Origin of the sequence: Corynebacterium sp. HMSC072A04 (assembly GCF_001809235.1) — a bacterium.
GTDB lineage: Bacteria > Actinomycetota > Actinomycetes > Mycobacteriales > Mycobacteriaceae > Corynebacterium > Corynebacterium hiratae.
Genome location: NZ_KV796759.1, coordinates 1 through 299, shown reverse-complemented (window position 1 = coordinate 299; position 299 = coordinate 1). Strand labels below are relative to the sequence as shown.

The 299-nt window shown below is 56.2% G+C and carries 1 protein-coding gene; it reads right to left on the bottom strand.

Annotated features, from left to right (window positions below; all coding sequences use genetic code 11):
* Window positions 1–89: 89 nt before the first annotated feature.
* On the bottom strand, window positions 90–299 hold a 210-nt coding region (locus HMPREF2565_RS03755), incomplete at its 5' end, for an ATP-binding protein (protein WP_168162651.1).

The following is a 299-nucleotide window of genomic DNA, read 5'->3' as shown; positions in this document are numbered from 1 at the left end:
GAAGACTGAAATGGTAGCGGTGTGGTGAGTATCTGGTAGCGCCTGAGTGAGTATCCGGTAGCGGTGTCTCACTCAGGCGTTGTTGGTGGTTATGCGTTGGTGTTCAGGCGCATGTTTGGTCCTTCGAGTGTGATGATCTCGGCGCCGGAGACGAGTCGGTTGAGGATTGACTCGGAGATCACGGCGTCGGGGATGGACTTGTACCACTCCAGTGGGGTGAATTGTGAGGTCACTATCGTTGAGACTTTGCCTTCTCGTCCGGCGAGGATGTTGAGAAGTTGGTGCGCGGTCGCGGCATC